General features: G+C 72.8%; 28 protein-coding genes. 15 read left to right on the top strand and 13 right to left on the bottom strand.

Annotation, left to right across the window (positions count from 1 at the left end; all coding sequences use genetic code 11):
- Positions 1 to 17 precede the first annotated feature (17 nt).
- On the top strand, positions 18 to 1742 hold the full coding sequence (locus ACFV20_RS27055) for a cholesterol oxidase substrate-binding domain-containing protein (protein WP_385660671.1): 1725 nt from the start codon (positions 18 to 20) through the stop codon (positions 1740 to 1742).
- Positions 1743 to 1755: 13 nt separating this feature from the next.
- Here ACFV20_RS27055 and ACFV20_RS27050 read toward each other — a convergent pair whose 3' ends face one another.
- The 3 genes from ACFV20_RS27050 to ACFV20_RS27040 all read right to left on the bottom strand — a co-directional run bounded on the left by ACFV20_RS27050 (position 1756) and on the right by ACFV20_RS27040 (position 5160).
- A complete protein-coding gene (locus ACFV20_RS27050) occupies positions 1756 to 2370 on the bottom strand; it encodes a TetR family transcriptional regulator (RefSeq protein ID WP_385660668.1) in 615 nt (204 codons plus the stop codon).
- Positions 2367 to 3857, bottom strand: coding sequence for an MFS transporter (locus tag ACFV20_RS27045; protein WP_385660666.1), 1491 nt, complete (start codon positions 3855 to 3857; stop codon positions 2367 to 2369). Before ACFV20_RS27045 ends, ACFV20_RS27050 begins: the two co-directional genes overlap by 4 nt.
- A 76-nt stretch (positions 3858 to 3933) precedes the next feature.
- Positions 3934 to 5160, bottom strand: coding sequence for an FAD-dependent monooxygenase (locus ACFV20_RS27040; RefSeq protein WP_385660664.1), 1227 nt, complete (start codon positions 5158 to 5160; stop codon positions 3934 to 3936).
- A gap of 340 nt (positions 5161 to 5500) precedes the next feature.
- Between ACFV20_RS27040 and ACFV20_RS27035 the strand changes: the two genes are divergently transcribed.
- Entirely contained in the window at positions 5501 to 5872 is a 372-nt protein-coding gene (locus tag ACFV20_RS27035) for a tyrosinase cofactor (RefSeq protein ID WP_385660661.1), read from the top strand.
- 32 nt (positions 5873 to 5904) lie between these two features.
- Positions 5905 to 6726: a tyrosinase family protein gene (locus ACFV20_RS27030; protein WP_385660659.1), complete on the top strand. Its 822-nt coding sequence runs from the start codon at positions 5905 to 5907 to the stop codon at positions 6724 to 6726.
- On the opposite strand, the gene ACFV20_RS27025 is transcribed toward ACFV20_RS27030, so the two are convergent.
- Positions 6727 to 7425 (bottom strand): ribonuclease H, encoded by a 699-nt coding sequence (locus tag ACFV20_RS27025; RefSeq protein WP_385660656.1) that lies wholly within the window; start codon positions 7423 to 7425, stop codon positions 6727 to 6729. It lies immediately after the preceding gene.
- Between the two features lie 77 nt (positions 7426 to 7502).
- On the bottom strand, positions 7503 to 8300 hold the full coding sequence (locus ACFV20_RS27020; RefSeq protein ID WP_385660653.1) for a VOC family protein: 798 nt from the start codon (positions 8298 to 8300) through the stop codon (positions 7503 to 7505).
- A 166-nt stretch (positions 8301 to 8466) separates the two neighbouring features.
- On the opposite strand from ACFV20_RS27020, the gene ACFV20_RS27015 reads away from it, so the two are divergent.
- Both ACFV20_RS27015 and ACFV20_RS27010 read left to right on the top strand, forming a co-directional pair.
- Positions 8467 to 9366: an SGNH/GDSL hydrolase family protein gene (locus ACFV20_RS27015; RefSeq protein WP_385660651.1), complete on the top strand. Its 900-nt coding sequence runs from the start codon at positions 8467 to 8469 to the stop codon at positions 9364 to 9366.
- Between the two features lie 32 nt (positions 9367 to 9398).
- Positions 9399 to 10274 carry an aminoglycoside phosphotransferase family protein gene (locus ACFV20_RS27010; protein WP_385660648.1) on the top strand — a complete coding sequence of 292 codons (876 nt, stop codon included), beginning with the start codon at positions 9399 to 9401 and terminating at the stop codon, positions 10272 to 10274.
- 52 nt (positions 10275 to 10326) lie between these two features.
- Here the strand turns inward: ACFV20_RS27010 and ACFV20_RS27005 are convergent, their stop codons facing one another.
- Positions 10327 to 10809 (bottom strand): VOC family protein, encoded by a 483-nt coding sequence (locus ACFV20_RS27005; protein WP_385660645.1) that lies wholly within the window; start codon positions 10807 to 10809, stop codon positions 10327 to 10329.
- A gap of 152 nt (positions 10810 to 10961) precedes the next feature.
- Between ACFV20_RS27005 and ACFV20_RS27000 the strand changes: the two genes are divergently transcribed.
- From ACFV20_RS27000 to ACFV20_RS26990, 3 genes are all read left to right on the top strand, one after another.
- Complete coding sequence (locus ACFV20_RS27000; protein ID WP_385660642.1) at positions 10962 to 12167, top strand: epoxide hydrolase family protein; 1206 nt, start codon at positions 10962 to 10964, stop codon at positions 12165 to 12167.
- 136 nt (positions 12168 to 12303) lie between these two features.
- Positions 12304 to 12945, top strand: coding sequence for an ATP-dependent Clp protease proteolytic subunit (locus ACFV20_RS26995; RefSeq protein ID WP_385660639.1), 642 nt, complete (start codon positions 12304 to 12306; stop codon positions 12943 to 12945).
- On the top strand, positions 12945 to 13547 hold the full coding sequence (locus tag ACFV20_RS26990) for a ClpP family protease (protein WP_385660636.1): 603 nt from the start codon (positions 12945 to 12947) through the stop codon (positions 13545 to 13547). Before ACFV20_RS26995 ends, ACFV20_RS26990 begins: the two co-directional genes overlap by 1 nt.
- A gap of 18 nt (positions 13548 to 13565) precedes the next feature.
- Here the strand turns inward: ACFV20_RS26990 and ACFV20_RS26985 are convergent, their stop codons facing one another.
- The gene (locus ACFV20_RS26985) at positions 13566 to 13976 is read right to left on the bottom strand and encodes a helix-turn-helix domain-containing protein (protein WP_385660633.1); all 411 of its coding nucleotides are present in this window, start codon (positions 13974 to 13976) and stop codon (positions 13566 to 13568) included.
- A 228-nt stretch (positions 13977 to 14204) separates the two neighbouring features.
- On the opposite strand from ACFV20_RS26985, the gene ACFV20_RS26980 reads away from it, so the two are divergent.
- Positions 14205 to 15092 (top strand): RNA polymerase sigma factor SigF, encoded by an 888-nt coding sequence (locus tag ACFV20_RS26980; RefSeq protein WP_385660827.1) that lies wholly within the window; start codon positions 14205 to 14207, stop codon positions 15090 to 15092.
- Between the two features lie 163 nt (positions 15093 to 15255).
- Here ACFV20_RS26980 and ACFV20_RS26975 read toward each other — a convergent pair whose 3' ends face one another.
- Positions 15256 to 15720: an ATP-binding protein gene (locus ACFV20_RS26975; RefSeq protein WP_385660630.1), complete on the bottom strand. Its 465-nt coding sequence runs from the start codon at positions 15718 to 15720 to the stop codon at positions 15256 to 15258.
- Between the two features lie 187 nt (positions 15721 to 15907).
- On the opposite strand from ACFV20_RS26975, the gene ACFV20_RS26970 reads away from it, so the two are divergent.
- Genes ACFV20_RS26970 through ACFV20_RS26960 form a run of 3 tightly spaced genes read left to right on the top strand, consistent with a single transcriptional unit; the run spans position 15908 to position 17042 of the window.
- A complete protein-coding gene (locus ACFV20_RS26970; protein WP_385660627.1) occupies positions 15908 to 16048 on the top strand; it encodes a hypothetical protein in 141 nt (46 codons plus the stop codon).
- Positions 16045 to 16629: a PRC-barrel domain-containing protein gene (locus ACFV20_RS26965; RefSeq protein WP_385660624.1), complete on the top strand. Its 585-nt coding sequence runs from the start codon at positions 16045 to 16047 to the stop codon at positions 16627 to 16629. The genes ACFV20_RS26970 and ACFV20_RS26965 overlap by 4 nt, the downstream gene beginning before the upstream one ends.
- Positions 16626 to 17042 carry a PRC-barrel domain-containing protein gene (locus tag ACFV20_RS26960; protein WP_385660621.1) on the top strand — a complete coding sequence of 139 codons (417 nt, stop codon included), beginning with the start codon at positions 16626 to 16628 and terminating at the stop codon, positions 17040 to 17042. The genes ACFV20_RS26965 and ACFV20_RS26960 overlap by 4 nt, the downstream gene beginning before the upstream one ends.
- Before the next feature lie 10 nt (positions 17043 to 17052).
- On the opposite strand, the gene ACFV20_RS26955 is transcribed toward ACFV20_RS26960, so the two are convergent.
- Positions 17053 to 18069 (bottom strand): DUF6777 domain-containing protein, encoded by a 1017-nt coding sequence (locus ACFV20_RS26955; protein ID WP_385660618.1) that lies wholly within the window; start codon positions 18067 to 18069, stop codon positions 17053 to 17055.
- Between the two features lie 338 nt (positions 18070 to 18407).
- Between ACFV20_RS26955 and ACFV20_RS26950 the strand changes: the two genes are divergently transcribed.
- Entirely contained in the window at positions 18408 to 19706 is a 1299-nt protein-coding gene (locus tag ACFV20_RS26950; RefSeq protein WP_385660614.1) for a streptophobe family protein, read from the top strand.
- 20 nt (positions 19707 to 19726) lie between these two features.
- Here the strand turns inward: ACFV20_RS26950 and ACFV20_RS26945 are convergent, their stop codons facing one another.
- The 4 genes from ACFV20_RS26945 to ACFV20_RS26930 are packed head-to-tail and all read right to left on the bottom strand — an operon-like array spanning position 19727 to position 24524.
- Positions 19727 to 20731, bottom strand: coding sequence for a serine/threonine-protein kinase (locus ACFV20_RS26945; RefSeq protein ID WP_385660610.1), 1005 nt, complete (start codon positions 20729 to 20731; stop codon positions 19727 to 19729).
- Positions 20728 to 21711, bottom strand: coding sequence for a hypothetical protein (locus ACFV20_RS26940; RefSeq protein ID WP_385660609.1), 984 nt, complete (start codon positions 21709 to 21711; stop codon positions 20728 to 20730). Before ACFV20_RS26940 ends, ACFV20_RS26945 begins: the two co-directional genes overlap by 4 nt.
- 9 nt (positions 21712 to 21720) lie before the next feature.
- Positions 21721 to 24060 (bottom strand): FHA domain-containing protein, encoded by a 2340-nt coding sequence (locus ACFV20_RS26935; protein ID WP_385660605.1) that lies wholly within the window; start codon positions 24058 to 24060, stop codon positions 21721 to 21723.
- A 53-nt stretch (positions 24061 to 24113) separates the two neighbouring features.
- Positions 24114 to 24524, bottom strand: coding sequence for a hypothetical protein (locus ACFV20_RS26930; RefSeq protein WP_385660602.1), 411 nt, complete (start codon positions 24522 to 24524; stop codon positions 24114 to 24116).
- A gap of 337 nt (positions 24525 to 24861) precedes the next feature.
- Here ACFV20_RS26930 and ACFV20_RS26925 point away from each other — a divergent pair, with 337 nt between their 5' ends.
- Both ACFV20_RS26925 and ACFV20_RS26920 read left to right on the top strand, forming a co-directional pair.
- Entirely contained in the window at positions 24862 to 25245 is a 384-nt protein-coding gene (locus ACFV20_RS26925) for a nuclear transport factor 2 family protein (protein ID WP_385660599.1), read from the top strand.
- A 77-nt stretch (positions 25246 to 25322) separates the two neighbouring features.
- The gene (locus ACFV20_RS26920) at positions 25323 to 25610 is read left to right on the top strand and encodes a DUF1905 domain-containing protein (protein ID WP_385660597.1); all 288 of its coding nucleotides are present in this window, start codon (positions 25323 to 25325) and stop codon (positions 25608 to 25610) included.
- Positions 25611 to 25612 lie beyond the last annotated feature (2 nt).

The following is a 25612-nucleotide window of genomic DNA, read 5'->3' as shown; positions in this document are numbered from 1 at the left end:
CCCTAGCGTGACCTCCCATGATCACCGGTTCCGCGCACGACGACCCGTCGAACGCCTCGCCCTGGACGCGCCGACGCTTGCTCCTCACCGCCGCCGCACTGGCCGTCGTCCCCGGTCTGCCGGGGGATCCGGCCGCCGCCGCGGCGGAGCTGCCGGACTTCCCGGAAGATGTCGCGCTGTACCGCTCGGCCTACCGGAACTGGGTCGGTGAGATCACGGCGGACGGCCTGTGGGCCTGTGCGCCGGGCGGCCCGGAGCAGATGGCCGCCGTCGTCAACTGGGCGTGGCGGCACGGGTGGCGGGTGCGTGCCCGGGGCGCCGCTCACGGCTGGTCGCCCCTGACGGTCACCGACCGGACGCCGTCCGGCGCACCGGTCCTGCTCGTCGACACCGCACCCCACCTCACCGGTCTGGCTCTGGACTCCCCCACCACCGTGCGCGCCGGGACCGGCGTGACCCTGGAAGCCCTGCTGACCTTCCTGGAGGAGCACGGCCTCGGTGTCACGGCCACACCCGCGCCCGGCGTGCTGACGCTGGGCGGCGCCCTCGCCGTGGACGCGCACGGCACGGCCGTACCGGCCCGGGGTGAGCGCAAGCGGCCCGGGCACACGTACGGCTCGCTCAGCAATCTGATCGTGTCGCTGACGGCGGTCGTGTGGGACTCCGGCGCCGGCGCGTACGTGCTGCGCACCTTCCACCGCGACGAGGCGGACTGCGCCGCGCTGCTGACCCACCTGGGGCGGTCCCTGGTGACCGAGGTGGTGCTGCGGGTGGGCGCGAACACCGACCTCAGGTGTGTGAGCCGCACGGACATCCCGGCCGGGGAACTGTTCGCGGCGCCCGGCTCGGGCGGCGGGCGGACCCTCGCGAGCTTCCTGGACGCGGCGGGGCGGGTCGAGGCGATCTGGTTCGCCTTCACCGAGCACCCCTGGCTGAAGGTGTGGAGCCCGGCCCCCACCCGGCCGCCGACCTCGCGCAAGGTGACCCGGCCGTACAACTACCCCTTCTCCGACAACGTCCCGGCGCCGGTGGCGGAGCTGGCCGGCCGGATGACGTCGGAGGCCGCCTGGTACCTGGCACCGGTGCTCGGCGCCGCCCAGTACGAGGCCGCGGCGCTGGGGCTGGTGGCGACGCTCTCCGCCGACCTGTGGGGGCCGTCCAAGAACACGCTGCTGTACCTGAAGCCGACCACGCTGCGGGTGCACGCCGACGGCTACGCGGTCCTCACCTCGCGGGACGGGGTGCAGCGGGTCGTCTCCGCGTTCGCCGCCTTCTACCGGGAGCGGCTGACGGCGTACGCCGCCCGGGGCAGCTTCCCGGTCAACGGCTCGGTGGAGATCCGGGTGACCGGCCTGGACGACCCGGGTGACGTGGGCGTGCCCGGGGCGCGTCCGCCGCTGCTGTCGGCGCTCCGGCCGCGCGCGGACCACCCCGAGTGGGACACGGCCGTCTGGCTGGACGTCCTGACGCTGCCGGGCACACCGGACGCGGAGGCGTTCCTGCGCGAGATCGAGCGGTTCCTGCTGCGCACGTTCGACGGCGGGGCCGCGCTGACCCGCGTGGAGTGGTCGAAGGGCTGGGCGTACACGGACGACGGGGTGTGGAGCGACGAGGAGGTGCTGCGCGACGTCGTTCCGGCCGCGGTCGGCCCGTCCGAGTGGGCGGAGGCGGACGCGGTTCTGGACCGTCTCGATCCGCACCGCGTGTACGCCAACGCCTTCCTGGACCGCCTGTTCGGCTGACGCGACACGCGCCTCAGGGCGTGAGGTGCGCCTGCACGGTCGGGGCGTACCGGTCCACCAGGTCCGCCACGGTCCGCTCCCGCAGCTCGGGGCCGCGGGCGATGCCGTACATCACGCCCAGGCCGAGCAGGGTGGCCACGGCCAGTTCGGCGCGCAGGGCGGCGTCGGGGCCGGTGAGACGGTCGGTGAGACGGGCGGTGACCTGGGTGCGGAAGTTGGCGCGCAGGATGTCGCCCTGCTCGCCGTGCAGCGGCGCGAACACGATGCGCAGCAGCGGGTCGGCGCCCTGCTCGGACTGGCTGAGCAGGATGTGCCGGACCATGTGGGGGCCGAGGTCGGCGAGGGGCGCTGCCAGCAGGGCTTCGGCGTCGGCCGCGAAGGACATGACCCGGGCGAAGAGCGTGTCCTTGTTGCCGAAGTACTTGAGGATCAGCGGCGGGCTGACCCCGGCTCGGTCGGCGACGGCCTTCAGGGTGATGTCGGCGTGGGCGTGCCGGGCCAGCAGGTACCGGGCCGCCTTCAGGATGGCCGTCCTGGTCGACTCGGCGTCCCTGCGGCCGGGTGGGGGCGTGTCGGCAGGCGTGCGGCCGGGTGGGGGCGTGTCGGCTGGAGTGCTCACGGCACTCATGCTCCCTTCATCGCCCCGTCGCGCGCGCCCGGGGCCCGGTGCACGGCCCGGTCCGGGCCGTCGGCGGCGTCCTGCGGAGGGTCGCCGGGGATGCGCAGCGCGACCGCCGCGGCCAGCAGCGCGACCGCGCCGGCCATCGCGAACGCCAGGAGGTAGCCGTGCAGGGTCGGCACCGGGGCGCCGCCGACGGGGCTGGTGTGGTGCACCAGGACGGCGGCCACGGCGGCGCTGGAGCCGGCCTGGCCGATGGTGCGCATCAGGACGTTGACGCCGTTGGCGGAGGCCGTCCGCCCGGGGGGCACGGCCCGCAGGATGAGGGTGGGCAGCGCCGAGTAGGCCAGGGTGGTGCCCGTCGCGACGACCGTGGCCCCGGCGATGATCATCCACAGCTGGCGGCTGTCGGCGATGCGCACGGCGTATCCGGCGGCGATGACCGTCGCACCGAGGGCCAGGGTGACCCGTGGTCCACGGGCGGCGGAGATGCGGGCGGAGACGGGGGACAGCAGCAGCATGACGATGCCGCTGGGCAGCAGGCACAGTCCGGTGGCGACGATCGACAGCCCGAGCCCGTACCCGGTGGCCTCGGGAGCCTGCACCAGCTGGGCGGTGACGAGGGTGTTGGCGTAGAACGCGAACCCGGCGAGCAGCGCGGCCAGATGGGACAGCCCGACCCTCGGCCGCCCCACCAGCCGCAGGTCGACCAGCGGCCGTTCGGTCCGCAGCTGCTGCCACGACCAGAGCGCGAGCACGACGAGGGCGGCGGCGAACAGCCCCACGACACGGGCACTGCCCCACCCCCACGGTCCGCCCTGCGACACGCCGAGGAGCAGGCAGACCAGCCCGGCGGCCAGACCGATCGCGCCGGCTACGTCGAACCGGCCGGGCTCGCGCACCGGCGACTCGCGCACCGTCCACCCCACCGCGGCCACGCCCGTGACGCCGAGGGCGCCGGTCACCCAGAACATGGTGTGCCAGTCGGCGTACTGCACGATCACGGCGGCGAGGGGCAGGCCGAGCGCGGCGCCGATGCCGACGGTGGAGCTCATCAGCGCCACGGCCGATCCCCGGCGGTCCGGGGGCAGCTCGTCGCGCAGGATGCTGATGGACAGCGGAACGACCGCGGCGGCGGCGCCCGACAGGGCGCGGGCGGTGATGAGCACGGCGATGTCGGAGGTCAGCGTGCACAGGACCGAGCCTGCGGTCATCAGCGCCAGGGCCGTCAGGAGGACCCGCCGCTTGCCGTACATGTCGCCGGCCCGGCCCAGGACCGGCGTGAGGACGGCCCCCGCGAGCAGGGTGGCCGTCACCATCCAGGAGACCGTGCCCGCCGAGGCTCCGGTGAGCCGGGGCAGGTCGGGCAGCAGGGGAACGACCACCGTCTGCATGACGGCCATGAGGATGCCGCCGAACGCCAGCACCGGGACGGTGAGTCGCTCCCGCAGGGGGCTCGCGCCGGGCGGCTCGGTTGTCGCGGCGGTCCGGTCCATGGGAACTCCAGCGGACGGCGCCGGACGAGGGCGCGGGTGAATGGCAATTCACCGTAGCTGGTGAATTGCCATTCACTCAATCCCGTGACGTCGTTTCCCGCGCGGCCAGCGCCCGCGCGTGCACCGTGCGCGCGACCCTCGGGCCCAGCCAGCGCTTGAAGCGGCGCAGCGACTCCAGCTGCCCGGCCGCCCGGTCCAGGCGGTAGTACAGCTGGGGCGGGACGTACGGCAGGAGCGGTGAGTGCCGCTGGCCGAGCAGGGCGAACATGCGTTCCGGGGGCAGCTGCATGTAGCGCGGCAGGTTCTCGTACCACTGGGCGCTGTAGCGGGCCGCGCTCTGGACGGGCAGGAGGGCCGCCTTGCGTTCCCGCTCGTAGCGGGCCAGGGCCTGCGGGAGGTCAGGCCGCTCACGCAGCGCCGCGGCCAGGGCGATCGCGTCCTCCAGGGCGAGGGTGGTGCCGGCGCCGATGGAGTAGTGCGTGGTGTGGGCCGCGTCGCCGAGCAGGACGAGGTTGCCGTGGTGCCAGGTGTCGTTCGTGAGGGTGCGGAACGTCTGCCACGGGGTACCGCCGGGGCGGCCGAGCAGGGCGTGGCCCTCGAGGACGTCGGCGAAGAGCTTCTCCAGCAGCGCACGCCCGTCGGCCTCGCTCGCCCGGTCCAGGCCGAGCCCGGTCCAGGTCCCGGGCGCGCATTCGACGACGCAGGTGCTGCGGTCCGGGCCGTAGCCGTACCCGTAGCACCAGATCCACCCGTGGGCGGTCTCGACGAAAGCGAAGGTGAAGGCGTCGAAGACCTTGGTGGTGCCGAGCCAGACGTAGTGATTGCGGCCGGGGGTGAGCCGCGATCCGAAGTGCGCGGCGTGGGGGGCGCGCAGGGCGCTGCGGACGCCGTCGGCCGCCACGATCAGGTCGGCGTCGCCGGGCAGGTCGCCGGCGGCGATCTCGCGCTCGTACTCCAGGCGTACGCCGAGCTCGCGGGCGCGGCCGGCGAGGATCTCCAGCAGCCGGTGACGTCCGATGCCGTGCCCTTGGTCGCCGCTGTGCCGGGTCGTGAGGTCCCGCACGTGGGCGACTCCGTCGCTCCACCGGACGGAGTCGGCGTCGAGGGCGCGCGCGGATTCGGGGTCCTGTTCGTGGAGCCGGTCGAGCAGCTCGCGCCAGTACGTCACGCCCCAGCCGTAGGTGCTCCCCTCCGGGTCGCGTTCGTAGACGGTGACGTGGTGGGACGGGTCCTGCCGCTTGAGCAGGATCGAGAGATACAGACCGGCGGGCCCGCCGCCGACACAGGCGACCTTCACACACACCCCAATGGTGACCGAGAGCTGTCGATTGCGGACGCAGAGTAGCAGTGCCGGGGCGGGCCGCACCGACCGCCGGATCACGCCAGTTTCACGGCGTGACGCGCACCACGGGTGGCGGATCGCACGGGCAGAAACATCCGCCACAGCACCCCACCGGGGGCGGAATTTCCCCTTCCTTCCTTCCGTGCGATGCCGTCACGGCAAGATCATCTTCGTTCAATCCTGCACGACATAAGGGGAATTGCCCGGATCGTAGCCAACCGTCTCGCGTGGATTTCTCCCGTCGACGGGCTGCCCGATAGGCATGCGGGGTCATCAGCCGAAAGCCGTCCTGGAGGTCCGTATGCCGGAACTCAGCCGTCGCAGCGCGCTCACCGCCGCGGCCGTCCTCGCCACGAGCGCGGGGACGTTGTCAGCCCTCACCACCCCGGCGCCGGCCGCCGGGCACCACGACTCCCCCGGCGCCTTCGACGAGGTCTACAAGGGGCGCCGGATACAGGGCCGTCCGGCCGACGGGTCCGGTCACCACGGCCACCACGGCGCGGGCTACGCGGTGTTCGTCGACGGGGTGGAACTGCACGTGATGCGCAACGCCGACGGCAGCTGGATCAGCGTGGTCAGCCACTACGACCCGGTCGCCACCCCGCGTGCCGCGGCCCGCGCAGCGGTGGACGAGCTGCAGGGCGCGCCCCTGCTGCCGTTCCCCGCCAACTGACCTGATCCGCACGGCATCTGGAGCACCCGCACATGGCTGTCCGCAAGAACCAGTCCACCCTGACCGCCGACGAGAAGCGGCGTTTCGTCGCCGCGCTGCTGGAGCTGAAGCGCAGCGGCCGCTACGACGAGTTCGTCACGACGCACAACGCGTTCATCGTCTCCGACACCGACAACGGCGAGCGGACCGGACACCGCTCGCCGTCCTTCCTGCCCTGGCACCGAAGATTCCTCCTGGAGTTCGAGCGGGCCCTGCAGTCGGTGGACGCGTCGGTGACGCTGCCCTACTGGGACTGGACGGTCGACCGCACACCGCGGGCCTCGCTGTGGGCACCCGACTTCCTCGGGGGCAGCGGGCGGGAGCGGGACGGCCGGGTGACCGACGGACCGTTCTCCGCGTCCGGCGGGAACTGGCCGGTCAACGTCCGGGTCGACGGCCGTACGTTCCTGCGGCGCGCCCTCGGAGCGGGGGTGCGCGAACTGCCGACGCGGGCCGAGGTCGAGTCGGTGCTGGCGATGCCCACGTACGACATGGTGCCCTGGAACAGCGGCTCGGACGGCTTCCGCAACCACCTGGAGGGGTGGCGGGGCGTCAACCTGCACAACCGCGTCCACGTCTGGGTCGGCGGGCAGATGGCCACCGGGGTCTCCCCCAACGACCCGGTGTTCTGGCTGCACCACGCGTACATAGACAAGCTGTGGGCCGAGTGGCAGCGCCGCCACCCCGGCTCGGGCTATCTGCCCACCGCCGGGACGCCGAACGTGATCGATCTCAACGAGACGATGCGGCCGTGGCACGACATGAGCCCCGCGGACCTGCTGGACCACACGCGGTTCTACACGTTCGACGTCTGATCAGACGCTCGCGCCCGTGCGGCACTCCGGGTGGCCCCAGCCGCTGTCGTTCTTGGCGATGGGCTCGCCGGCCGCGTAGGAACGGCCGCACTGGCAGCGGCCGGGGAACTTCGCCTTGATGGTGCGCGCGGAGCCCTTGCTCCCCGCGGCCCTGGCGGTGCGCGGCCGGGACCGGGGGGACTTCGCCGGGGTGTCCGGGGAGGGCGGCGGCTCGGGAGAGCCGAGGCCGCTGCCCGCGGGCTCCTGGACGGTCGCGGCCTGGCTCGCGGCGCGGTCGGCGAAGTCGTTGAGCCGGTCGCCGTCCACCTGGTGGGCGGGGACGTAGCGGAACTCGACCGAGCGGCCGTCCAGGAGTTCGTCGATGCGCACGACGAGGTCCTGGTTGGCGACCGGCTTGCCGGCCGAGGTCTTCCAGCCGTTGCGCTTCCAGCCCGGCAGCCAGGTCGTGACCGCCTTCATCGCGTACTGCGAGTCCATCCGGATCTCCAGCGGCACGTCCGGGTCGGTCGCCGCCAGCAGGCGCTCCAGCGCGGTGAGTTCGGCGACGTTGTTGGTGGCCTTGCCGAGCGGCCCCGCCTCCCACCGCTCCGGTGTCTCGGAAGCGTCGGCGACGACCCAGGCCCAGCCCGCGGGCCCGGGATTTCCCTTCGAAGCCCCGTCACACGCGGCCACAACACGTTCACGCATGCGCTCGATCATGCCATGGCCGCGAGGGACGCCCGACCAGGAGGCCGGGAGGCCCGGGTGGCTCCACGAGGTGCCGGAAGGCGGGGCTGCTAGGCCACGTCCGTCAGCTTCGGCATCTCTCCCTCGGTCTTCGTGAGGTCGATCACCGAGAAGTTCGCGCCCTGCGGGTCGCTGATCGCGGCGAACCGGCCGAACGGGGTGTCCATCGGCCCGAACCGCAGCACGCCGCCCAGCCCGGTGGCCCGCGCGACGGCCGCGTCGCAGTCCTCGACCGTGAAGTACACGTTGATGTACGGCTGCACCTCGGGCGGGAACTCCTCCCCCATCCTCATCCGGCCCAGCACGCTGCGCTCGCCCAGGTCGTAGATCCGGAAGTCCGTGCCTTCGTCCTCCATGTCCCGCTGGCGGTAGGAGAAGACGGCGGGGAAGAACGCGTCGGATTTCTCCGGCTCGCGCGTGAAGACCTCGGCCCAGGCGTAGGCGCCCGGTTCGGCCGTCGCCTGGAAGCCCTCGTGGGTGCCGGCCTGCCAGACGCCGAAGACGACGCCGCTCGGGTCGCGGGCCAGGCACATGGTGCCGAAGTCGCCGACCCGCATCGGTTCCATCAGCACCTCGCCGCCGTGGTCACGGATCCGGGCGGCGGTGGCGTCCGCGTCCCGGGACGCGAAGTAGAGGCACCACTGCGACAGGCCCTCCTGGCCGGGCATGGGCGGCACGACGGCGGCGACCGCCTTGCCGTTCACGGAGGCCTGCGTGTAGTTGCCGTACTCCGCCGACGCCTCGGCGAAGGTCCAGCCGAGGACCTCGCCGTAGAAGCGCTTGGCCCCTTCGAGGTCGCCGAACATCGCGTCGGCCCAGCACGGGGCCCCTTCAGGTTGCACGGCCATGGCTACGGCCCTCTCCCCATGAGTGGATGCGTCCGTTTCCTCACGCTAGTCACCCGGGGGCGGACCCGCGCGTCGAGCGGGCCCCGTGGCCGACGCGCGTCTTCCGCCCGGAGCCCGGTTGTGCTTGCCTGGGGGCCCTTTCGGTGGCCGGGGCGGGAGTTGCCGTATGCGCGAGCCGTGGGTCGTGGGAGTACTGCTGGCCGGGTTGCTCCTCGGCGGGTGCGGGGATCCCGCGTCCGCGCCCGAGGAGCCGGCGCCGGCATCACCGCGCGCCTCGGCCACCACCCACCGGCGTGCTCCCGTCTCCCCCGGCCCGGAGCCGAAGCGGGCGCCGACGGTGCTGTACCTCGGCGACTCGCTGGCGATGGAGAGCCGGGCGGTCCTGGGCCGGGAGTTGCGCCGGGACCTGAAGGCGAAGTACACGGGCGCCCCGTACTCGGGCACCACCCTGTGCGACTACCTGGAGGGCACCGCCGAGCGGTCCCTGGTCCCGGCCGCCGACAAGGCCGCCGCGCTGGTGCGCAGGCTGCGGCCCGACGTCGTGGTCCTGCAGTTCTGGGGGAACTCCTGGGGTTACACGCCGTGCATGGACGGCATCACCTACGACACGTCCCCCGCCCGGTACTTCGAGCGCTACGACGCCGACGCGCGCCGGCTCACCGAACAGATCTCCGCGGCAGGCGGCGGCCACCGCCCGAGGATCGTCTGGGTGTCCCAGGGCCCGGACCCGATCACGCCCGACCGGGTGCGCCGCGTCAACGCGCTGTACGCGAGGCGGGCCGCCGCCTCGGGCGGCCTGGTGGCGGACGCCGGGAGGGCGGTCAGCCCCGCCGGCGGCCGCTACACCTGGACGCAGTACCTGCCCTGCACGTCCTACGAGCGCGCCCATCCGGGCTCCTGCACCCAGCCGGGCCGCGACCGCACGGCCCTGCACCGCGACGACGACCCGCTGCACTTCTGCCTGGCGCCCACGACGTCCAGACCGAAGCCCTGCCCCGTCCGCTCCCCCGGGATCCTGCGGATCGCCCGGGAGATCACCAAAACCGTTCGACAAGCGGCGCGTTGACCGCTCGAATGGGCGGCATGGTTGCGGTACGCATGCATGACGACGAGCTGGAGATCGACGTCTCGGTCGTCGGCCGGCTGATCGCCGGGCAGTTCCCGCGGTGGGCCGGACTGCCGCTGCGGCGGCTGGAGTCCTCGGGGACGGAGAACGCCATGTTCCGCCTCGGCGCGGACAAGGTCGTACGGCTCCCGAGGCACCCGCGTGCCGTGCAGGCCATCGCCCACGAGCTGCACTGGCTGCCCCGGCTGGGACCGGCGCTGCCGCTCGGCGCGCCGGAGCCGCTCGGGCGGGGCGAGCCCGGCGACGGCTTCCCCTGGCCCTGGTCGGTGTACCGCTGGCTGGACGGCCGCAACCCGGTGCCCGGCAGGATCGAGGAGCCCGTGCTGCTCGCCGAGGACCTGGCAGGGTGGGTCACGGCCTTGCGGCGCGTCGACGCGTCGCAGGGGCCCCTGGGGTACCGGGGAGTGCCGCTGGCGGCCCGGGACCCCTTCGTGCGTGCCGCGGTCGCGGACCTCGCCGGGCGGGTCGACACCGGAGCGGTGACGAACGCGTGGGAGGCGGCGCTGCGCGCACCGGAGCACACCGGGCCGCCCGTCTGGGCCCACGGTGACCTGATGGCGGGGAACCTGCTGGTCGCGGGCGGACGGCTCAGCGCCGTGATCGACTTCGGGACGGTGGGCGTCGGTGACCCGGCCGTCGACCTCATCGCCGCCTGGTGCCTGCTGCCGGCCGCGGCCCGCGGGGTGCTGCGCGAGGCCGTGGGTGCCGGCGGGGCCGAGTGGGCCCGGGCCCGGGGGTGGGCCCTGTCGATCGCGGTCGTCGCGCTGCCGTACTACTGGGACACGAACCCTCCCGTCGCGGCGAACTCCCGGTACGTGATCGGGGAGATCCTCGCGGAGACGGCGTAGGGGCCGAGCCGGCCCGGTGTGCGAGGCGGCCGAGCCCCCTTGGTGGGGCGCGTCACGCGCCGGCGTACGCCTTGTCCAGGGCGGCGATGTCGAACTTGCTCATCGCCATGAACGCCTGGGTGACGCGGGCGGCCTTCGCCGGATCCGGGTCGGTGATCATCGCGTCGAGCCGGTCCGGGACGACCTGCCAGGACACGCCGAACCGGTCCTTGAGCCAGCCGCAGGGGCCGGGCTCGCCGCCGTTCTCGGTGAGCCTGGTCCAGTAGTAGTCGATCTCCTCCTGGTTCTCGCAGAAGATCATGAAGGAGACCGCCTCGCTGAACGTGAACTCGGGTCCGCCGTTGAGGGCCAGGAACCGGTGTCCGTTGGCGGTGAACTCCACGGTCATCACGCTCCCAGCGGGCTGCGGCGCACCCTCGGGGTAGCGGGCGATCTTGCCGACGCTGGAGTTCTTGAAGACCGAGACGTAGAAGTGGGCGGCCTCCTCGGCCTGGCCGTCGAACCAGAGGCAGGTGGTGAATCCGTCGGTGGTCATGGGTCCGGTCCTCCCGGGTGCGTGGAACGCTGTCACCCTTGTCGACCGGTGCTCGCCCCGGAACTCATCGGCCGGGCGGCCGCCAATTCACATCGGCCGGGCGGCCACCAATTCAAGTGGCCGTTACACCGTTCGGAACTAGCATCATGCTCATGACGTCCACGCCCGCCGGCAGCGGCATCCGTCCCTTCCGCATCGACGTGAGCCAGACCGACCTCGACGACCTCCACGACCGCCTCGACCGGACCCGGTGGCCCGACGAGCTGCCGGGGGTGGGCTGGACGTACGGCGTTCCCTCGGGCTATCTGCGCGAGCTGGTGCGGTACTGGCGGCACGAGTACGACTGGTGGGCCGCTCAGGCGCGGCTGAACGCCTGGCCCCAGTACCTCACCGAGATCGACGGCGCGCAGGTGCACTTCGCGCACATCCGCTCCCCCGAGCCCGACGCGACACCGCTGGTCGTCACGCACGGATGGCCGGGGTCGATCGCGGAATTCCTCGACGTGGCCGGGCCGCTGACGGATCCGGCCGCCCACGGCGGCGATCCGGCCGACGCCTTCCACGTGGTGCTGCCGAGCATTCCCGGCTTCGGTTTCTCCGGTCCGACCCGGGAGACCGGCTGGGAGGCGCGCCGGATCGCCGACGCGTGGGCCGAGTTGATGACGCGCCTCGGCTACGAACGGTTCGGCGCGCAGGGCGGCGACTGGGGTGCGGCGATCACCCGTGAACTGGGCCGCGTCCATCCCGGCCGGATCCTCGGCATCCACCTCAATCTGCTCCCGGGCGCCCAGGCTGCCACCGAGCCGGCCGCCGAGGAGCTCGAGGCGCTGAGCGCGGCGGAGCGGGAGCGCACGCTCACCTCGTGGCGGCGGTGGACGCAGTGGTCCCGCGACGGCACGGGCTACTTCCATGTGCAGTCCACCCGGCCGCAGACCCTGTCCTACGCGCTCACCGACTCCCCGGTGGGGCAACTCGCCTGGATCGTCGAGAAGTTCCAGGAGTGGACGGACTCCGAGGAGCTGCCGGAGGAGGCCGTCGACCGGGATCTGATGCTGACGAACGTGATGCTGTACTGGCTGACCGGCACGGCGGGTTCGTCCGCCCGGGTCTACTACGAACGGGCCCACGCCCGGGGCGAGCGGGTGGCCGCTCCGCACGAGCCCTCCACCGCGCCGACCGCCGTGGCGTCCTTCTTCGGCGACCCGCAGATCCCGCTGCGGCACCGGGCGGAGCGCACGGAGAACATCGTCCGCTGGACGGAGTTCGACCGCGGGGGGCACTTCGCCGCTCTGGAACAGCCGGACCTGCTGGTCGGTGATGTGCGGGCGTTCTTCCGCCAGTTGCGCGACGGGAGCTGAGCCGTCCGGGCTCCGCCGGTAGCGGATCTGCCGAGGGCAGAGAAACCGTTCGCGGGCATCGACCGAGGTCAACAGTGGAGTCGACGGCACATCCCCGACCAGTGCGCGGCACGTGATGCCGCCACGAGGAGAACCCATGACCCCACTCACGACGCTCGCCCCGCGCGCGGAGGAGGGCGACACCCCTCCGACCCGCTTCGACGACCACCTGGCCGCCCAGCTGCTCGCGCAGCGCATCGTGCTGCTGGGCACCCAGGTCGACGAGGTCTCCGCCAACCGGGTCTGCTCCCAGCTGCTCATCCTGTCCGCGGAGGACGCCCACACCGACATCAGCCTGTACATCAACAGCCCGGGCGGCGCCGTGCACGCGGGCCTCGCCATCTACGACACGATGCGGCTCATCCCGAACGACGTCTCCACGCTGGCCATGGGCTTCGCGGCCAGCATGGGCCAGTTCCTGCTGAGCGTCGGCGCGCCCGGCAAGCGCTACGCCCTGCCGAACGCGCGGATCATGATGCACCAGCCGTCCGCGGGCATCGGCGGCACCACCGCCGACATCGAGATCCAGGCGGAGAACCTGGAGTTCACCAAGCGGACCATCGAGCGGATCACCGCCGAGCACACCGGCCAGAGTGCGGAGACCATCTCCCGGGACGGTGACCGGGACCGCTGGTTCACGGCCGAGGAGGCCAGGGAGTACGGCATGGTGGACCGGGTCGTGGAGTCCCTCACGGACGTCCGCCCGGCGGCCACCCGGCGCAGGATGGGGCTGCAGTGATGGGCTCGTACACCATTCCGAACGTCGTCGAGCGCACCCCGCAGGGCGAGCGGTCCTACGACGTGTTCAGCCGGCTGCTGTCCGAGCGGATCATCTTCCTCGGCACGGAGATCGACGACGGTGTCGCCAACGTCGTCATCGCCCAGCTCCTCCACCTGGAGTCGTCGTCCCCGGAGAGCGAGATCGCGATCTACATCAACTCCCCGGGCGGCTCGTTCACCTCACTCATGGCCATCTACGACACCATGACGTTCGTGCAGGCGCCGATCTCCACGTTCTGTGTCGGGCAGGCGGCCTCCACGGCGGCCGTGCTGCTGGCGGGCGGGGACCCGGGGCGGCGGTTCGTGCTGGAGCACTCACGGGTGCTGCTGGGCCAGCCGGCCAGCGGCGGCCGGCGTGGCATGGTCTCCGATCTGGCGCTCCAGGCCAAGGAGATGGTGCGCATCCGCTCCCAAGTCGAGGAGGTGCTGGCCCGGCACACCCACCACGAGGTGGCGACCCTCAGGGCCGACATGGACCGCGACAAGGTGTTCACGGCGCGGGAGGCGGTGGAGTACGGACTGGCCGACGAGGTGCTCAGCCGGCGTCTCGTAAAGGTCTGAGGCGCCGGCCGGTCCGGCTCAGGCGGCCAGGCACATGCCGTTGTGCGACGGGGTGGCCATGCCGCGGCGGTGGCCGGCCGCGGGGCGCGACGTGAGGCGGGTCAGTTCGCCGTGCGCCCGCGTCAGCAGGTCACCCAGGTTCAGCCCGAGGGCGTGGGCGGCGGCCGCGAGGACCTCCGAGGAGGCCTCCTTGCGGCCGCGCTCCACCTCCGAGAGGTAGGGCATGGAGATCCGCGCCTCGTCGGCGACGTCCTTCAGCGTGCGCTCCTGCGCGAGGCGTTCGCGCCGGAGGACGTCGCCCACCAGGTCCCGCCACAGCGGCTCCTTCGCGGTGGGGGCCGGCGGCGCCTGGCGGGGCGGCGCCCCGGCGGGACGCGCGGCGTGCGGGCGCAGCGGGATGACTCGGGCTTCGTTCGGCTGGTTGCTCACTTCTCCACCCTAGGAATCCCGGCCGCCGGGGGAAGGGCCCCGCGTTCCGCCCTGGGTGGAATCACCACACCCCCGCAGACCCGGCCCCGCGGCGACGGTGGACCGGAACATGACATCGCCGTCATTTCGCCCATGGCAAAATCGAGGGGCATGGTGCGCCTCGAGCCGGGTACCCGCAACTCGGGAGTACCTAGGCAGATGTCCGCCGTGACGTTCGTGGGAGAGGTAATGGAGACCGCCGTGATCCGGTCGAAGACACAGGTCGTCGGGGAGAACACCGAGGCCAGCGCGGGTGACGGAGTACTGCCGGGCGTCGTGGACCCGCGGTCCGTGGCCCCGCGGGACGCGAGGCAGCTGTCCCGCCAGTTCTTCCAGCGCCTGACGGAACTCGAAGAGGGCACGCACGAGTACCAGTACGCGCGCAACACCCTGATCGAGATGAACATGTCGCTGGTGCGCTTCGCGGCCGGACGGTTCCGCGGCCGGGGCGACGACATGGAGGACATCGTCCAGACCGGCATGATCGGCCTGATCAAGGCCATCGACCGGTTCGAGCTCTCGCGCGAGGTCGAGTTCACCTCCTTCGCGCTGCCGTACATCGTGGGCGAGATCAAGCGGTTCTTCCGGGACACGACGTGGGCGGTGCACGTCCCCCGCCGGCTCCAGGAGCTGCGCGTGGAGCTGGCCAAGGCCCGCGAGGAGCTCGCCAGCCGCCTCGACCGTGAGCCGACGGTCGGTGAGCTGGCCACGCTGATGAACATCTCCGAGCGTGAGGTCGTCGAAGGGCAGATCGCGGCGAACGGATACAACTCGTCGTCGCTGGACGCCGCGCTGACCGGGGACGGCCCGGAGGGCGGCGAGGCCGTCCTGGCCGACTTCATCGGAGTGGAGGAGGACGGGCTGCGGCTCGTCGAGGACTTCCACTCGCTCGCCCCGCTGATGGCGGAGCTGAGTGAGCGCGACCGGCAGATCATCCACATGCGGTTCGTGGAGGAGGCCACCCAGGCGGAGATCGGGGAGCGGCTCGGCTGCTCGCAGATGCACGTCTCCCGCCTGATCAAGCGGATCATCACACGGCTGCGCGAGGGCATGCTGGGCGAGCTGGGCTGCGCCTGACACCTTCGCCCACCGACGGGTGCCGTCCCCCATGCGGGAGTGGGACGGCACCCGTGCACGTCGTCCGGCTCTCACGGGTTCCCCGCTCGGGCCGTGCAGCCGGGCCGGGCAGCAGGGGGCGGGCCGTTGCGTCCGGGTGCGTGTCCCACCCGGACGACTCGTCTCATCCGTCGGCTTCGCGGGAGAGCGGCAGAACGGCACGTACCCGCTTGCCCACCGGCACCCGTTCCACGTTCACCTGCTCCGCGAGCGCGTGGACGATCTCCAGGCCGTGCCGGCCGATGCGCTCGGGGTTGCGGGGGAAGATCCGGGGCAGTGCGGAGCTGCTGTCGTAGACCGACACCGTCACCGCCGTGTCCGTGCCGACGAGCTCCAGGATGTACGGACCGTTGCTGTGCCGGTCCGCGTTGGTGATCAGCTCGCTCACCACCAGCAGCACGGCGCCCTCGACCCGCTCGTCGATGTGGGCGCACCACTCGGTCCTCAGCTGGTCGAGAAAGAGCGCGGCGAAGGACCTCGCCTCGGCGATGCATCCCTGCTCGCCGGTGTAGTGTGCCGCCCGCCGCAGCGGTTCCACGGGCACGTCGAAACCAGTCGGTATCACTGCCCCGTCCAGGTGGTCGATCATTCTTTTCTCTCTGGGAAGCCGGACTGGCCGGACGCTCTGCACCAGTGCTCGTACCCCGAGCCGGGCTTCACAGTCCTCACGGATGCGGTCCCGGTCGCGGCACCGGGCATTCTCCCCCGTTCGCGGGGCACCCGGAATTTATCAGGACCGGCCGAGGGCGGCCGGGCCGGATCGCCGGAGGTGCGCGGTGGCCTGGTGGACGTGGCTGGTCGTGGTGATCGCGGCGCTCGCCGCCGTCGTGATGGTGTCACTCGCCGTGCAGGCGGGGCGCCGCTCGGGGACCGTCATCGCGGTCCGGCGCCGGCCGGGCGGGAAGGACCTGCGATGAACGAGCTGCTGGCCGCACGCAGTCTGACGACCCTGCCGGTGGTCACTCTGGGCGGGGACGCCGTCGCGCAGATCAAGGACACCGTCTTCGACGCCGCCGGCGGCCGCATCACCGGTTTCACGCTGAGCGGGCGCGGCCTGCTGAGCGGGCCGCTGAAGCAGAGCCTGCCGTGGTCGGCTGTGCACTCCCTGGGCCCGTACGCGGTCATGGTCCGCGATGCGCTCGCCCTCCAGGACACCTCCGCGGTGGTGGCCCGCCGCGAGGCCCAGCAGGGCCGGGTGCTGCACGCGAAGGTGCTGACCGACGAGGGCGCCGAGGTGGGCACGGTGCTGGACGTGATCGTGGAGGGCGGAACCAGCGGACGGGTCGTGGGGTTCCGGATCGCCGCGGGCAAGGCCCTGATGCAGGGCTCGCGACGCCTCCGGCACCGGGTGTACGTGCCGCGCGGCGAGACGCTCGCCGTCTCGGGCCGTGCCCTGGTCATCCCCGCGGACGCCACCCGCTACGTCGCCGAGGACCTGCCGGCCTTCGTCGCCCGGGTCGGTGCCTTCCGGGCCGGGCGGGAGGAGTCCGCGTCATGATGCTGTTCTCCGAGGCACGGGGCCTGCCGGTGCTGACGCTGACGGAGGCGGAGGAGGTCGGCGCCCTGCGGTCGCTGACGGTCGACGCCGAGTCCGGTGTGGTCACGCACGTCCGGGTCCGGGGCCGGCACTCCCGCAAGGAGACCGTGCTGGCCTGGGGCGCCCTGCACGCCATCGGCCCGGACGCGGTACTGGTCCGCTCCACCGCCGCGCCGGCCGAGGTGCCGCCGCACCACGAGCTGCCGGGCCTGAGGATCCTCACCGAGACGGGCGACACGCTCGGCACGGTCCAGGACGTCGCGTTCGAACCCGAGACGGGCCGCGTCGCCGCGGTCGTCACCGCCCACGGCGACCTTCCGGCCGACCGGCTGCTCGGACTCGGCGACTACGCCCTGGTCGTGCGGGCCGCCTGAGCCGGCCGGGTCAGGAGGCCGGGGGCTGGTCCGTCGTCCCGCCGCCGGTGTCGCCCCCGGTGTTGCCCCCGGTGTCGCTTCCGGTGTTGTTGTCGGGCGGGGGCGGCTGGGTGTCGGACGACGGCTCGTCCGTCGTCGGCCCCGACGTGTCCGTGTCCGAGGTCGTCGGCGGTTCACTCGTGGGCGGTTGCGACGACGTCGAGTCCGTCGGTGCCGTGGGGGTGGTGACGCTCGCCGACGGGGACGGCTTGTCTGGCTTGTGGGTCTTCTGGTCCTTCTTGCCCGTGTCGCCCGCCTCGCGCTTGAACCACTCGCCGTCGGGTTCGCACATCACGAACTCGTCGACCGGCTTCGGAGCGGGCGTCACCGTCACGACGTTCGACGACTTGTACCCCGGCCACGCCTGGCCGGTCGTCTTCGGCGCGCTCTGCTGGGCGACCGGCGGGGAGAGCGGGTTGCCGCACGCGCACCGCACCCGGGGCACGCCCCGGTCGTCGACGAGGACGGCCGTGCCGGCCTGCAGGACGGCCTGGTAGCTGGTGGGGGCGCCGTTCTTGTAGCCGTGGTTGGTGACCCGGGTGTCCATGCGCAGTTGCACGGGGGTGAGCGAACGCAGGTAGGCGGGCACGTCGGACGGCTGGATCCGGACGACCGAGGCGAACGCGCGCTCCTTGTCCGGGGCGTCCTCGAAGTACTTGATCTGCTTCTCCACGTCGCAGCTGGCGACGTTGCGGGTGCCGCCGTAGAGGCCGGGCGCGTCACCGCTCACCCCCCGCACGGCGTTCTGCGGGGCCGACTCGGCGGCCCCCGAGGGGGTGACCGGAGAGGCGGAGCTGTCCTCCTGGGCCGTCGACTCGGTGAAGGCGTCCGGGCCCGTGTCGGCCGCGGGCTGGAGGAACACCTCGCCGCTGGCGGTGCTGGTGCCGCCGTCCGACGCGCCGGTGCCGCCGTTGTCGGGCCGCGAGAGCACCACGGCCAGGACCACCGCGGCCACCACTGCGGTGGCGACGATCGCGACCCGGGGCACGGAACCCCACCAGGGGCGGCGGGGCCCGGGTTCCCTGCCGCCTCCGCTCGGCGGCTCCGAGGGCGGGCCGCCGCCGCCCGAGGGCGGCTGGGAGGGACCCGACAGCGGGCCCGAGGGAGGTCCTGTGGGACGGCCGGACGACGGTGGATCGACGCTCACGAGCTCTTCTCCCGCGTGGGTTCCCTGCGGCCTTCGCCCACCCGGAGATGTTCATCCCGGTTCGGGCCGCTTTTTCCACTACGAGTTCATTGTGTGCTCCGGTCCCGTGCGCCCCGCAAGCCGACGCGGACGGCCCCCTCCGGCGGGCGTACCGGGTGGGGCCTGCTTAGCGTGGCAGCGTGAGTTCGCGCATCCCCTCCGGTCAGGCACGCACCTCCGGCCCGCGGGCCGTCGCCCGCCACGGCTGGCTGCACGCCCTCGCCACGGTGCTCGGCGGGCTGCTCGCCATGGCGGTGGTCGCCGCGCTCGGGCTGTGGGCGGCCGGTGCCGCGGACCTGCCGGACGGATCCTTCGGCCCCGTCGTGGCGGCCACCCTGGTGACGTCCGTCGGCGGCACGGTGAAACTCGCCGGGAGCGCCGGTGACCTGGCCGAGACGCGGGCGGGCCTGACGGTGATTCCGCTGTCGGTCACCCTCACCGGGGCGCTGGTGCTCGCCTGGGGGTTCCTGCGGCCGCTGCGGCATCGCGCGGTCGCCGGAGCGGCGGAGCTGGCCGGCTGGGCCGGCCGGGTGGCGGCCCTGTGGCTGCTCGCGCTGATCGGCCTGACGCTCGCCGCCCGTCACACCTTCGACATCTCCCTCGGGGACGCCGCACTCGGCGAACTCGGCGACCTGTTCGGCGCGTCCCCGCAGCTCGGCTTCACCACCGACGTCCCGCTCTCCGTCTTCGTCGGCGTGGTGTGGCTGGCCGGTGTGCTGGTCCTGGCGCTGCTGGTGTCGCGCGGGGCGCCGTTGCCCGCGGGACTGCTCCGCTTCCAGGCGTCGGTGCGGCCGGCCGCGTACGCCATGGTCGCGCTGCTGCTGGCCTGTGTCGCCATCGGCGTGGTCGTCGCCCTGGTGGTCGCCGCGGTCAAGGGGCACGCGCGGGAGACGTTCGCGGTGATCCTGCTCGGCCTGCCCAACCTCGTGTGGCTGGCGTTCACGATCGGGCTCGGCGCCACCTGGAACGGCAGGGTGGAGGGGCCGTTCGGGCTTCCCATGCCGCATGTGCTCGACGAGGTGCTGCGCACCCCGGACGTCTCCGAGCTGAACCTGCGGACCCTCGCCGAGCACGACGGCCGGGTGTGGTGGCTGCTGGTCGTCGACGTCGTGCTGCTGCTGGCCGCCGGGTTCGTGATGGCGGCCCGGTCACCGGCCCGGGTCAGGGCCTGGCAGCACGCCGTGCACATGGCGGTCGCCCTGGGGCTCACCGTGTTCACCATCTGCCTGCTCGGGCGCGTCTCCGCGCACTTCGGCCTGTCGGTGCTCGGCATCGGCGATCTGGGCGGCGGCCTCGGAGGTGATCTGTTCCTGCGGCCCAAGTTGTGGGGTGCCGTGGGCCTGGCCATCCCGTGGGGGCTCGCGGCCGGGTTCGTCGGGGCCCTGCTGGCGCGTCGCGTACGGCGCAGGGGCGAGGTGCGCACCGGCGGCGAGAGCTGACCGGGAGCCGGCGACGCGCCCTACTGCCGCAACTGCCTCTGCACGAAGACCGGTTCGGCCCAGCGCGGCGGTGGCTTGGGCCGCTCCTCCCCCGCTGCCGGCATCTGCCGGTCCACTCGCGTGGGCGTCCTCGGGGCGTCGCTCCCGCCCCCGGTCGTCGCGGCGCGCAGGGCGGCCACGAAGGCGAGGCAGGACGGGTGACGGTCGTCGGGGCTCTTGGCGAGGGCCTGCGCGAAGACGGGGTCCACCCGGGGGTCGAGGTCGGGCCGGTCCGCGGTCAGCGGCGGCGGCTCGTCGTACTGGTGCGCCCAGAGCAGGGCCATGTCGTCGTCGCGGAGGAAGGGCGGATGTCCGGCCAGGGTCTCGAAGACGACACAGGCGAAGCCGTACACGTCACAGCGGGCGTCGACCGGCTTCCCGGAGATCTGCTCGGGGGCGACGTAGTCGAGGGTGCCGACGAACTGGCCGACCGTGGTGAAGCCGGTCAGCGACAGTGACTTCTTCGTCAGGCCGAAGTCGGTGAGGTAGACGTGCTCGGGGTGGTCGCTGTCGGTGCCGCGGGCCACCAGGATGTTGCCGGGCTTGACGTCCCGGTGGACCAGTCCGTGGTCGTGGGCCGCGTCGAGCGCGGAGGCCACCTGGGCGGCGACGCGGAGGGCGGTCGCGGGCGGCATGGGGCCCTCGCGGTCGAGGACGTGCCGCAGGTCGCTGCCGGGGACGTACCGCATCGCGATGTACAGCACGCCGTCCGTCTCGCCGGCCTCGAACACCGGCACGATGTGCGGGTGGTCGATGGCCGCGGCGGCCCGTGACTCGTGGGTGAAGCGGCGGCGGAAGGTGTCGTTGCGGGCGAGTTCGGGGGCGAGGAGCTTGAGGGCCACGGTGCGTTCCAGGCGCAGGTCGCGGGCCCGGTACACGACGGCCATGCCGCCCCGCCCGATCTCCTGTTCGATCCGGTACCCGGCGATCTGCTGCCCGACCAGTTCGGAGGGACGCCCCGAGAACAGGCTCGTCTCGCGGTTCAACGGCCCTCACCCTCGGGCGAGACGACCCGGGTGGGCTCGTGCCCCACGACCCGCGTCGGCGGCGCGGCGGCCGGACGGCTCCCCGCGCCCCGGCCCTCGTCCTGGCCCTCACCCTCACCCTCTCCCCCGCCGTTGTCCTCCCGGTCCTCGGGGGCGACCACGCGCGTGGCCTCGGGAGCGTCCGGAGCCACGACCCGCGTCGGTTCCGGAGCCTCCGGAGCCACGACCCGCGTGGGTTCCGGGGCATTCGGAGCCACGACCCGCGTGGGTTCGGGAGCGTCGGGTGCCACCGCGCGCGTGGGCTCAGGCGGCTCCGGGGTCGCGGCGTCCACTGGTCCGGGCGGCGCCTCGGGCGGTACCACCCGCGTGGGGGGATGCACCGGCGCTTCGGCCCGGCGGGACACCGGCTCCGCCGGTTCCGCCCCTTCGTCCTTTCCCGCCCGTTCCGCCCGTTCCGCCCGCCCCGCCCGTTGCGCCGGGCGGGACGCCGGTTCCGCTTCGGGTGTCTCGTCCGTGGCGTAGGTGTTCATCCGGGCGCCGTCGGCGTAGACCCAGTGCCCGTGGGCGGAGTCGTAGAGCCACACGGACTCGCCGTCGACGACGACCCCGACCCGGATGCCGTGGGTGCGGGTGCGGAACGACTCGCGGTCGAGTCCCGCCGCGAGGTCCTCCACCGCGGAGCGGTAGCGCGCCAGGGCTTCCTGCGCCCGCCCCAGCAGCGGCCGCGGATCCGCGGCCCGGGTGAGCGCCCCGTCCGCGGCGGGCGGATCCTGCGGTACGGCGACCAGACGGCGGCCGTCGACCCACGCCGACCAGCCGTTGAAGCACAGCACGTGCCCCCAGTCGCCCTGCCGCTCCAGCAGCTGCACCGGCAGCAGCGGATCGAGATCCACGGTGGGCCGGGCCGGGTCGGGGGCCTCCCAGGCGGGCATCCCGTGCTGCGGGACGACGTGCGTGGGCCGGAAGCCGGGGGTCGTCATCGGCGCTCCCTACTTCCGCATGACGGCCGGTTCGTGCCGGCGCAGCAGCCGGGACACGAGGAAGCCGAAGAGCACCGACAGCACGACCAGCATCCCGACGTCCAGCAGCCAGGTGCCCGCCGAGTGCTCGAAGAGCGGGTCCTTCGTCAGGTCGTCGGGCACGATCCGGGCGAGCCCGACGGTGCCGGCCATCGCTGCCAGCGCCCAGCGTGCCGGCACCAGCCAGCCCAGCTGCTCCAGCCCGGGTGTGTCCGCCAGCTTCAGCAGGGCCCCGCAGAAGACGACCTGGACGATGGCGATGAGCACCAGCAGCGGCATCGTCACCTCTTCCTTGCGCACCAGGGCCGACACGAGCAGGCCGAGCATCATCGCCGTGAACGCGAGCAGGGCGACGGCGACCGTGATCTCCACCAGGGGCGGCATCAGCACGCCCTCGCCGCCCGGTGCGTTGAGATCCACGCCGAACAGGGCGACCAGGGTCAGCACCACCGCCTGGAGCACGGTGATGACGCCCAGGACGATGACCTTGGACATCAGGTACGCCGATCTGGACAGGCCCACCGCCCGTTCCCGCTGGTAGATCACGCGTTCCTTGACGAGTTCGCGGACGGCGTTGGCGGCTCCGGTGAGCACCGCGCCGACGCAGAGGATGAGCAGCGCGTTCATCGCGGTCTCCTGCGTCAGCTTGCCGCCCGCCAGGGCGCGGGCCATCGCGCCCATCACGAACGGCAGGGCGATCATGATGATCAGGAAGGTGCGGTCGGCGCTCAAGGCGGCGGCGTACCGGCGCACCAGCGTGCCGAGTTGGGCGCCGCGGCTGCGCGGCCGGGGAGGGGCGGTGATGACGACGGGCTCGGACCGCGGTTGCTGCGGCTGGGCGGAGGCGTCGGCCACGTACCGCCCGTGGAAGGGCGAGGTGAGGTACTCCCCCGCCCAGTCGCGTGCGGTGTCCCGGTCGAAGGCCTCGAAGGCCTCCGGCCACTCCTCGAAGCCGAAGAAGGGCAGGGCGTCCTCGGGCGGCCCGTAGTAGGCGATCTTCCCGCCGGGGGCGAGCACCAGGAGCCGGTCGCAGACGTCCAGGCTGAGCACGCTGTGGGTGACGACGATGACCGTCCGGCCGTCGTCGGCGAGTCCGCGCAGCATGTGCATCACCGAGCGGTCCATGCCGGGGTCGAGGCCGGAGGTCGGCTCGTCGAGGAACAGCAGGGACGGTTTCGTCAGCAGTTCCAGGGCCACGCTGACGCGTTTGCGCTGGCCGCCGGAGAGGCTGTGCACGGGCTGGTCGGCGCGCTGTTCCAGGCCGAGTTCGCGGATGACCTCGTCGACCCGGGCGCGCCGTTCGGCCTTGGCGGTGTCCTGCGGGAAGCGCAGTTCGGCGGCGTAGGAGAGGGCTTTGCGGACGGTCAGCTGCGCGTGCAGGATGTCGTCCTGCGGGACCAGGCCGATGCGCTGGCGCAGCTCGGCGTAGTCCCGGTAGAGGTCGCGGCCGTCGTAGAGGACGGTGCCGTGGTTCGCGGGGCGCTGGCCGGTGAGGGCGTTGAGGAGCGTGGACTTGCCGGCGCCGCTGGGGCCGACGACGGCGAGCAGGCACTTCTCCCCCACCGGGAAGGACACGTGGTCCAGCAGCGTCTTGCGGCCGCGGTCGACGGTGACGGCGAGGTCCTGCACGTCGAGGGAGACCTCGCCGGTGTCGACGTACTCCTGGAGCTGGTCGCCGACGAGGCAGAACGCCGAGTGGCCGATGCCGACGATGTCGCCCTGGCCGACGGGGGCGCTGGTGACGGGGCGGCCGTTGAGGTAGGTGCCGTTGTGGCTGCCCAGGTCGGTGATCTCGTAGCTTCCGTCGGGCAGGGCGCGCAGTTCGGCGTGCCTGCGGGAGACCGAGAGGTCGTCCACGACCAGGTCGTTGTCGGTGGCGCGGCCGATGCGGACGGTGCGGGTGGGCAACGGCCGCACGGTCGTGGGCTGCCGGTAGGTGCCGGTGTGGGCCGGCATGGAGACGGCGGAGGGGCGCTCCGGGCCGCGCGGGGCGGGGGCGGGACGGCCGGTCAGGGTCATGCGCGGTCCGTCGGCCGGATTGCCGAAGCGGATGACGCTGCCGGGTCCGACGTCCCGGGCGTGGATGCGCCGGCCGTCGGCGTAGGTGCCGTTGGTGCTGTCCTCGTCCTCGATGGTCCAGTGACCGTCCTCGGGCTTCAGCACGGCGTGGTGCCAGGAGACCCGGTCGTCGTCGATGACGATGTCGCTCAACGGGTCGCGCCCCACGTGGTAGTCGCGGCCCGGGATCATCACGGTGGTGCCCGTCTCCGTCTCCAGGACGAGCTCTGGTGCTACCGAGGGTTGCGCCATGGTCAAGATTCTACCGATGTGCCCTGTTCTGCGCCTGGGCGCAGCAGTGCAGGTCAGCCGACGGAAAGGCCGACGAAGGGGGCGGCGCGCTGCATCCGCAGGGCGTCCACGGACTCGGCGAGCAGTTCGTATTCGGTGGTGTCGTCGCTGGTGGCGATGCGTACCAGCCGTCCGGCCGCCAACTCCTCGGCGACATGCTCCTGCTGGGCGGGGTCGGCGCACCAGGCGCGCAGCAGCGCGGGCACGTCGGGCACGGTGGGGGCGACCGGCACGAGCGCGCCCGGTGGTAAGTGCTCGGCCTCGGGCCGGGGGTCGAGGCGCTGGGCGATCCAGGAGGCGCGGTCGCGCAGCCACCACAGTGCGAGGGCGAGGGTGGGCGCCCGGTAGGTACCGAGGGGCACTCCGATACGGCGGCCGTCGCAGACCCCGTACGCCGTGACGTGGCACAGGAACTCGTCGTGCACGTGACCCTCCCCCGCGGCCCTGCCCGTCCACCGGCCCGGCCTGGCTTGGCCGGCGGCTCGCGTGCTGTGCGTGAGGGCGCCGTCGCTGGATGTGAAAAGCGCTCTCGCAGGTCAGTATGTTCACTGCTGAATCACTGTCACCACGACTTTCCGGCCACTCTCCTGGCATATTCACCCCCCGGAGTTGGCCGAAATCCGGCGCGGGGCCGCAACGGCCCATGACTCCTGAGGTAATCGACCCTCCCGGCGGGCGCGGGCAAGGTGGTCGTACGGGGTCCGCCGTGACCGGGACCCGGGACCTGACCAGCAGGTACGACGCCTTGGAGGCTGATCGCCCATGTCCGCAACCGCCCACCGTCACGAGGACGCCGTCGCCCGTTACCTCGAGGCCTGGAACGCCGAGGACCCCGGGGCGCGCGCCAAAGCGGTCGCCGCCGCCTGGACCGAGGACGGCCGTTACACGGACCCGCTGGCCGACGTCAGGGGGCACGAAGGGATCGCCGCCGTGATCGCGGCGGCGAGGGAGCAGTTCCCGGGGTTCGAGTTCCGCCTCACCGGCGAGGTCGACGGGCATCACGACACCGCCCGCTTCTCGTGGGAACTGGTGAGCACCGCCGACGGCTCGGCGCCGGTCGCCGGGTCGGATGTGATCACCCTGGACGGCCAGGACCGGATCAGGGCCGTGCTCGGCTTCCTGGACCGGGTGCCCGCCGGGGCATGAGGCACCGGCACCGCGATGAGTTCTCCGGTGTCCGGCGGTCTGCACGAGGGAGAGACCGCCGACCACCGGAGGACGTCATGGCCACCACGGGAGACCTGGACGCGGAATTCACCGCGGTGCTGCGCAAGAGCCCCGCCGAGGGCGGCTGGACCTATCTGGTCTGGCCCCGGTCCGTCGAGTTCTTCGGCACCCGTGGCCTGGTCAAGGTCCGCGGGACGATCGACGGGCACCCGTTCCGCAGTTCCTTCATGGCCCTCGGGGACGGCACGCACAAGCTGCCCGTGAAGGCGGACGTCCGCAAGGCCATCGGCAAGGAGGAGGGCGACACGGTGACCGTGCGCCTGGAGGAACGGATCGGTTCCTGACC

Origin of the sequence: Streptomyces sp. NPDC059696 (genome assembly GCF_042733745.1) — a bacterium.
GTDB lineage: Bacteria > Actinomycetota > Actinomycetes > Streptomycetales > Streptomycetaceae > Streptomyces.
The sequence above is the reverse complement of the archived record's forward strand: the minus strand, read 5'-3'. Positions and strand labels throughout refer to the sequence as shown.

Excerpts from the sequence above, each read along its gene's own strand:
- ACFV20_RS26960 (WP_385660621.1), top strand. The coding sequence starts at position 16,626 with ATGATGCTGTTCTCCGAGGCACGGGGCCTGCCGGTGCTGACGCTGACG.
- ACFV20_RS26975 (WP_385660630.1), bottom strand. The coding sequence starts at position 15,720 with ATGATCGACCACCTGGACGGGGCAGTGATACCGACTGGTTTCGACGTG.
- ACFV20_RS27010 (WP_385660648.1), top strand. The coding sequence starts at position 9,399 with ATGCATGACGACGAGCTGGAGATCGACGTCTCGGTCGTCGGCCGGCTG.
- ACFV20_RS26995 (WP_385660639.1), top strand. The coding sequence starts at position 12,304 with ATGACCCCACTCACGACGCTCGCCCCGCGCGCGGAGGAGGGCGACACC.
- ACFV20_RS26980 (WP_385660827.1), top strand. The coding sequence starts at position 14,205 with ATGGAGACCGCCGTGATCCGGTCGAAGACACAGGTCGTCGGGGAGAAC.
- ACFV20_RS27000 (WP_385660642.1), top strand. The coding sequence starts at position 10,962 with ATGACGTCCACGCCCGCCGGCAGCGGCATCCGTCCCTTCCGCATCGAC.
- ACFV20_RS26920 (WP_385660597.1), top strand. The coding sequence starts at position 25,323 with ATGGCCACCACGGGAGACCTGGACGCGGAATTCACCGCGGTGCTGCGC.
- ACFV20_RS26940 (WP_385660609.1), bottom strand. The coding sequence starts at position 21,711 with ATGACGACCCCCGGCTTCCGGCCCACGCACGTCGTCCCGCAGCACGGG.
- ACFV20_RS27045 (WP_385660666.1), bottom strand. The coding sequence starts at position 3,857 with ATGGACCGGACCGCCGCGACAACCGAGCCGCCCGGCGCGAGCCCCCTG.
- ACFV20_RS26990 (WP_385660636.1), top strand. The coding sequence starts at position 12,945 with ATGGGCTCGTACACCATTCCGAACGTCGTCGAGCGCACCCCGCAGGGC.
- ACFV20_RS26925 (WP_385660599.1), top strand. The coding sequence starts at position 24,862 with ATGTCCGCAACCGCCCACCGTCACGAGGACGCCGTCGCCCGTTACCTC.
- ACFV20_RS27030 (WP_385660659.1), top strand. The coding sequence starts at position 5,905 with ATGGCTGTCCGCAAGAACCAGTCCACCCTGACCGCCGACGAGAAGCGG.
- ACFV20_RS27035 (WP_385660661.1), top strand. The coding sequence starts at position 5,501 with ATGCCGGAACTCAGCCGTCGCAGCGCGCTCACCGCCGCGGCCGTCCTC.
- ACFV20_RS27025 (WP_385660656.1), bottom strand. The coding sequence starts at position 7,425 with ATGATCGAGCGCATGCGTGAACGTGTTGTGGCCGCGTGTGACGGGGCT.
- ACFV20_RS27050 (WP_385660668.1), bottom strand. The coding sequence starts at position 2,370 with ATGAGTGCCGTGAGCACTCCAGCCGACACGCCCCCACCCGGCCGCACG.
- ACFV20_RS26935 (WP_385660605.1), bottom strand. The coding sequence starts at position 24,060 with ATGGCGCAACCCTCGGTAGCACCAGAGCTCGTCCTGGAGACGGAGACG.
- ACFV20_RS26965 (WP_385660624.1), top strand. The coding sequence starts at position 16,045 with ATGAACGAGCTGCTGGCCGCACGCAGTCTGACGACCCTGCCGGTGGTC.
- ACFV20_RS27055 (WP_385660671.1), top strand. The coding sequence starts at position 18 with ATGATCACCGGTTCCGCGCACGACGACCCGTCGAACGCCTCGCCCTGG.
- ACFV20_RS27005 (WP_385660645.1), bottom strand. The coding sequence starts at position 10,809 with ATGACCACCGACGGATTCACCACCTGCCTCTGGTTCGACGGCCAGGCC.
- ACFV20_RS27020 (WP_385660653.1), bottom strand. The coding sequence starts at position 8,300 with ATGGCCGTGCAACCTGAAGGGGCCCCGTGCTGGGCCGACGCGATGTTC.
- ACFV20_RS27015 (WP_385660651.1), top strand. The coding sequence starts at position 8,467 with ATGCGCGAGCCGTGGGTCGTGGGAGTACTGCTGGCCGGGTTGCTCCTC.